This is a genomic window from Haloferax sp. s1 (genome assembly GCF_058382125.1).
Genome location: NZ_JBZRPK010000439.1, coordinates 1 through 4,645, shown reverse-complemented (window position 1 = coordinate 4,645; position 4,645 = coordinate 1). Strand labels below are relative to the sequence as shown.

The window sequence follows — 4,645 nt, the reverse complement described above, 5'->3', positions numbered from 1 at the left end:
GGGTCAGGACTATCCCTGCCTGCCAACCGTTCCAGTGCGCCGCTGGGCTTCGGCCGGGGGCATCCGTTTTCCCCGAAACTAGAAAACCCGAATTTCGATATAGAGATTATCTCACTGAATTTCAAACCTCAGGGGATGGCTATGATGCTTTCTTGCGTTTTTCCGGGCAAACAAATAATCAGTGCGGGGACCCTCCCGCCGACATTTGTATCGATGCGACGCTCGCGGTGAAATTCGGCCTCACCGGACGACATCAGCGGTACTATCCAACCGTTCCCGACGTTCTCTGAGGCGTTCAAACACGCCTGTCAGGCGTTCCGCCGAGATACGTCCACGCTGAGTTGCTGTATCAAGTAGCGCTTACTCGTCAGCGGAGAATATGTGTTCAAGCGTTCCGGACTCACCCAGACCCAGAAGGGCTCGATTGAGTAACTCTTGGACGATGAACCGCTCGTAGTGCTGGATTGCACAGAACTCACAGAGTTTATTTCCTGTGCTACTGTTTCAATCTCGTCGCCATCTCTCAGCTCGCCGAAATCGCCAGGGACGGCTTAACCAGACAGTGCCGAAATGATGTATATTAGGACAGCTACCGCCTCATATTAATCGATGAAACGGCCTATAGACCCGTCTTGGACGCTCTGCGTGTACTAACCACAACACAATAGCAAGTACGGCTGTCGTATCGAACTGCTTGATGGTATTTGAACAGGCGCCCGCGACGGATTACATACCGTTAGAGGTTCCAGGCCTCCTCTCGAACGCTTACGGCCGGATTTTTTCAAAAGCATGAACCACTGTTCATTGTAGGCTGTCTATGGAAAGTGTGCCCCAAATTAAATAACTGACGAATGACAACAATTCATCATATGAGTCTCACAATACAAAACCTGGGGAAGCAATATACCGAAGATGTCTGGGGCGTTCGAAACATCGATCTTGAGTTAGATACCGGTGTTCACGGGCTTCTCGGGCCGAACGGCGCTGGAAAGTCTTCGCTCATGCGGATGATTACGACCGTTATGGAGCCGACAAAAGGGTCCATCAGCTGGAACGGCACGGACGTACTCGATTCGCCGGGGATGGTCCGGTCGGTTCTGGGCTACCTCCCACAGGATTTCGGTGTTTACCCCGACCTGACATTGGAGGAATTCCTCGAGTACGTCGGTGCGTTGCGGTCGATGGACTCGAAGACCGTGGCCACCCGTATCGACGAACTGGTTGCGCTGACGAATCTGGAACAGGCCCGCGACCGCAAACTCAAGACCTTCTCCGGCGGGATGCGTCAGCGGGCGGGGATTGCCCAAGCGCTGCTCAACGATCCGGGACTGTTAGTAGTCGACGAACCGACAGTCGGTCTCGATCCGGAGGAGCGTGTCAGGTTCCGGAACATCATCTCCGATCTGTCGTCAGACCGGGTCGTGATTCTCTCGACACATATCGTACCGGACATCGAGGCCACAGCGAACACAATCGCGCTGCTGGACGACGGGAAACTGCTCACCCACACCGACCCAGAGTCACTAATCAAGACTGTCGAAGGGAAGGTCTACACGTACACCACTGCCCAGTCCAACCTCGACAAGATCCGGTCCGAGCAGATTATCTCGGGCACTGTCAGTCGCTCGGATGGTGTCGAACTCCGGGTAATAGCCGAGGAGCCACCGCATGAGGATGCACGTATTGTCCAGCCAACGCTTGAAGATGCCTACCTCTGGCGTGTTGGCCCACAGGTGGCCCGATAGATGCGTCAGATTTACCACGTGTCCCGGGCCGACTTCCTCCAGCGAGTCCGTTCGAGCCGACTGGTTGCTTTATTGGCGTTTGTCATCTATCTCGGCTATCTCGTCAACACCGGGACCATCGATCTCGTCTTTCAACAGTCCGTGGCTGGTGGCGGCCTCGGCAACTACCGCGGAGTGAATAACGCGGCCTGGATTGGAGCTAAAGCAGGGTTGACGGGGAGCTTCTTCGTGGTGTTCTTTGGCTTCTATCTGGTCAAGAATGGTCTCGCTCGTGACCGATCCACAGAGGTCAGTGAACTCCTCGCCTCGATGCCAATCTCGAACTCCCGATATCTGTTGGGGAAGTGGCTGAGTAATGGGGCATACCTGGGGTTGATTGTCAGCGTGCTTGGACTGTCAACCGTCGTGATACATACCGTACACGGCGTCGGTCCCACCAACCCGATCAAACTGCTCTTGCCGGTCGTACTATTGGCGGTCCCGACTGCCTTTTTGATTGGCGGGGTTGCGCTGCTAGTCGAGACCGTTGGACTCCTAAACAACACCGCTGGCAACGTCCTCTACTTTTTCGGCACGCTCGCGCTCACGATGCTTTTTTATGGTAATGGGACGGTGGCAAACGGCGTCGTGTCCGGGATAACCGGCTACTTCGACCCGTTCGGGTACACCGCGGTCTACGTGGCAATGTACGATTCGGTTCTATCTATCGCCCCGAACTACACCGGCGGCGTACCGTCGTTCGGGGCGGTTTTCGTAGAGAAGACGACGTTTACCTGGAGTGGAGATGGATGGCCGCTGTGGGTATACCTACAGCGTGCCGGAATGATTGTCGTCGGGGTCGGTATCGCTGTCTTTGGAAACCTCACATTCAATAGATTCGGCCCGTCGAAAACAGAATCGGAGCGGACCACGTCACTGCTCCGACGGCTGTTGCCGGAGCGGTCGTCAACTGAGAGTGCTACCGAACCGCCAGCACCGACTGAGGTCACGCTTACGCCAGTCAAAACGCGAACCGGTGGTGGCCTCTTCCGAATCCTCCTTGGGGAGTTCCGTATGACCCTGTCCAAACTCCCCTGGTGGTGGTATCTGGGCGCAGTCGGAATTATTGCAGCCAGCTTAATCCGTTCACAGAGTAGCGGTCCACTCCTACTAATAGCACTTATCTGGCCAATATTCGTCCTGTCGTCAATGGGGGTTCGCGCACAGCGCCATCGTATGCAGCCGCTGATCTTCTCGTCTAACAGCGCGTACACGCAACTGCTCGCTGAGTGGGTTGTTGGGGCGACGCTCATTGCGGTACTGGTTGGGAGCAGTATCGGTCTTACCCCCCTGTTGACCTCGACACCAGTGCTATTGGGCTACGTAGCGGCGATACTCTTCGTTCCATCACTTGCTTTGAGTGCCGGCATCTGGAGCGGAAAATCGGAACTGTTCGAGGTGCTGTATCTCGTTATCTGGTTTGTCGGCCCGGCCAACGGAATAAAGCCGCTAGTGTTCACTGCAACGACAGCTACGGCCCTGTCAACAGTGATCGTTATTGTGTACATCTGTCTGGGTCTCTGCCTCTTCGTGGCTAGCTTCGTTCACCGATCTCGACAGATGGTTTGAGGTTTGCTGCTCTGAAGGGCGAAGCATTCGTCTCGGATGTTTTCGAGTGGTCTAGGTTCAACCCAACGTACTGGTTCACACTCACCTGCTCGAACTCGAAGAAAGAAACACAATGGCACATGCGAATGATGCCGAGGGCTCACTCGGCTTACTCGATGACGTCGGGTTACTTGACGACCGACTGATCACCGCATATTTCCGAATGGTAAGTGGTGAAGACGTTCGGCGCACAGCGGAGGCGGATACTTCGGTTGCCCACTGTCCATCGGTGTTTTGCTACTGGAATCCGGACCCAGATGCACAGTAGACCCCAGTTCCGAAGCTCCGAGTACACTTTCGGTTCTTCGGGACGCTCCAAAAATCGGCCCCATGTGTGTGTTTACAAGACTATTATTAGAGTCGGCCAAGGGAAAATTGAGAGGAGAGACGATATCAGCGAAGTAAGTCAGGGATATTGGAGTAACCGTTTGAAATCCTATCGGAAGCAGTTTCCGCTCACTGACCTCACTTCGGCGTCGGCGCTCAGACTGTACTCGACGGCACGCTCAACGTGAAGGGCGGTCGTGTCGAACAGCGGCGTTTCCGGCCTGTCCGATTGGTCGACGAGCAGTTCGATTTCCGTGCAACCGAGTACGATTCCCTCGGCACCCTGCGCAACGAGGTTGTCGATAACTTCGAGATAGTAATCTCGGGACTCGTCTCGAATCTCGCCTTTGGTCAACTCCTCGAAGATGATTCGGTCCACTTCCGGGCGGTGCTGTCGGTCGGGGACGACGATGTCGATACCGTGGTCGGCGAATCGGTCGCGGTAGAAATCCCCCTGCATCGTCGCTTGAGTTCCGAGGACGCCGACGGTGTCGATACCGGCGGTGCGGATGGCGTCCGCGGCGACGTCGACGATGTGGACGAACGGAACAGAGAGGGCGTCGACAATGGAGGGCGCGACTTTGTGCATCGTGTTGGTTGCCAGAAGGACAAAGTCGGCACCGCCTGCTTCGAGGTCGTGTGCGGCCTCGGCGAGATACGCCCCGGCCTCGTCCCACCGTTCCGCCTGAATGAAGCCCTCGATGTCGGCGAAGTTGACGCTTCGAATCACGATGTCTCCGGTGTAGTGTCCGCCATGAATGTCGTTGATTGTGTCGTCGATGAGTCGGTAGTATTCGACCGTCGATTGGCTACTCATCCCGCCAAGGATGCCGATTGTCCGTGGTTCATCGCGGTGGAGACCAGACATACAATTCAGGAGGGTTTGTCGGCATATCAGAGGTGTCCTCCCATGGGAGGGTGCTGAT

At 55.6% G+C, this 4,645-nt stretch carries 4 protein-coding genes and 1 pseudogene; 4 read left to right on the top strand and 1 reads right to left on the bottom strand.

Features of this window, described 5'->3' with window-relative positions:
- The 4 genes and pseudogenes from QT222_RS06185 to QT222_RS06170 all read left to right on the top strand — a co-directional run.
- Window positions 1-231, top strand: a 231-nt coding sequence (locus tag QT222_RS06185; RefSeq protein ID WP_491476653.1) for a hypothetical protein, incomplete at its 5' end; no start/stop codon positions are given.
- Window positions 207-357: pseudogene (locus QT222_RS06180) on the top strand (mercuric reductase); the annotation flags it as partial. The gene QT222_RS06185 and the pseudogene QT222_RS06180, both read left to right, overlap by 25 nt.
- Before the next feature lie 512 nt (window positions 358-869).
- Window positions 870-1,745, top strand: coding sequence for an ABC transporter ATP-binding protein (locus tag QT222_RS06175; protein ID WP_491476652.1), 876 nt, complete (start codon window positions 870-872; stop codon window positions 1,743-1,745).
- The gene (locus tag QT222_RS06170) at window positions 1,746-3,353 is read left to right on the top strand and encodes an ABC transporter permease subunit (protein WP_491476651.1); all 1,608 of its coding nucleotides are present in this window, start codon (window positions 1,746-1,748) and stop codon (window positions 3,351-3,353) included.
- Window positions 3,354-3,828: 475 nt separating this feature from the next.
- Here the strand turns inward: QT222_RS06170 and QT222_RS06165 are convergent, their stop codons facing one another.
- The gene (locus QT222_RS06165; protein WP_491476650.1) at window positions 3,829-4,587 is read right to left on the bottom strand and encodes an aspartate/glutamate racemase family protein; all 759 of its coding nucleotides are present in this window, start codon (window positions 4,585-4,587) and stop codon (window positions 3,829-3,831) included.
- Window positions 4,588-4,645 lie beyond the last annotated feature (58 nt).

Excerpts from the sequence above, each read along its gene's own strand:
- QT222_RS06170 (WP_491476651.1), top strand. The coding sequence starts at position 1,746 with ATGCGTCAGATTTACCACGTGTCCCGGGCCGACTTCCTCCAGCGAGTC.
- QT222_RS06175 (WP_491476652.1), top strand. The coding sequence starts at position 870 with ATGAGTCTCACAATACAAAACCTGGGGAAGCAATATACCGAAGATGTC.
- QT222_RS06165 (WP_491476650.1), bottom strand. The coding sequence starts at position 4,587 with ATGTCTGGTCTCCACCGCGATGAACCACGGACAATCGGCATCCTTGGC.